At 35.1% G+C, this 1,279-nt stretch carries 2 protein-coding genes; both read right to left on the reverse strand.

Features of this window, described 5'->3' with window-relative positions; genetic code table 11:
• Positions 1 to 524: phage integrase SAM-like domain-containing protein (locus FF52_RS22970; protein WP_035692348.1), on the reverse strand; the 524-nt coding region annotated here is incomplete at its 3' end.
• Entirely contained in the window at positions 517 to 1,086 is a 570-nt protein-coding gene (locus tag FF52_RS22975; RefSeq protein WP_008469359.1) for a helix-turn-helix domain-containing protein, read from the reverse strand. The genes FF52_RS22970 and FF52_RS22975, both read right to left, overlap by 8 nt.
• Positions 1,087 to 1,279 lie beyond the last annotated feature (193 nt).

Here is a 1,279-nt window from a genome sequence, read left to right on the forward strand (position 1 = left end):
TAATAAGAGAGAGCAGTGTTACGCGACAGCTGCTTCTTATTCTTCCTTAAACTTTTAGCTTTCAAAAGATAATCTCTGTAATCTTCAATTAGAGTAACTGTCACCTCTTTAAATGATAAATCCCTTCCTTTTAAAAAAGCCTCAAAATGAATAATAGCACAGGCCCAGATTGATAAATTGTTACCAACCTTTTTATTCCCTAAATTTTTATAATACTGCAGAAAAGATTCATTCCCGACTGCCTGAATTGCCAGCTGCTCTTTTTCAAATGCGGAATAAATTTCACTTTTGTTGATTTCATTCTGTCTACGTGCACGAATGAGCTCCGCTGTATGTAGACTTTCTTTATTGGCTATTTTCTGGTACTGGTCAGCTGGTTTTTGATATACGTAGATTTTTAAAAACTCGCGTCTGGTATAATCGTTAATTGCCGAATTCCATACGGGAGGATAAAAATCTAAATAAAGAGACATCCTCCCCTGAGAAATAGCTTTTTTTCTAAGTGTTACGATACTTTTACTCATGGCTCTCAACGTTAAATAATTTATCTAAATCTCTCTTGGCAGTATAGACAAACTTGCCGTAATTATATTTCAAGATCCCTTTTCTCTTCAGTATACCATATAAAGCAGAAGGGGAAACCTTAAATTTTATCTGGGCTTCGGACATTGTATAGCAGTTTTCAATTCCTGGAAATTTTCTTGCTTCTTCTTTGTCTGTCCAGCTTTGATGCAGATTCTCTTTAAACTGAGTGATATCTGACCGCTCGATAAAAGTTCTGGAACCACACTTACCGGCCTTAAGTTCTTTTCTAGATATGGCTCTGTAAAGGGTTCTTCTGCTTATTCCTATAAAAATGCTGGCCTCATCAATGCTGAGAAAGTCAAGTTCTCCAAGTCTTTGAATTTCGGCATTATTAACCGCTTCCCTTTGCAGTCTTGCTGCCTCTTTTTTATTATCCGCGCTCCTTTTTTTGTAGCTCTTACTCCCGCAGGCAAGGGAGCAGAATCTTGTTTTGATCGTTTTTGCCGTAAATTCATTATTGCAGAATTGGCAGACTTTGGTAATCCTAATGTTTGAACTCATAATTTTAAAATTTAGGTTTCCTACATTACTTAAAAGCTCTTTGAACTGTAGCAATCATCTCCCAAACTCATTTTCTATATAATATATTCTTTAGAAATATCTTTGGACAGATAACTAACGATGTGGTTGTTTTAAATATTTTTGCTAACTTCTTTACCTGAAATTAACACTTTATAAAACCTTTAAAAAGTAC

The organism is Flavobacterium sp. F52, from assembly GCF_000278705.1.
Taxonomy (GTDB): Bacteria; Bacteroidota; Bacteroidia; order Flavobacteriales; family Flavobacteriaceae; genus Flavobacterium; species Flavobacterium anhuiense.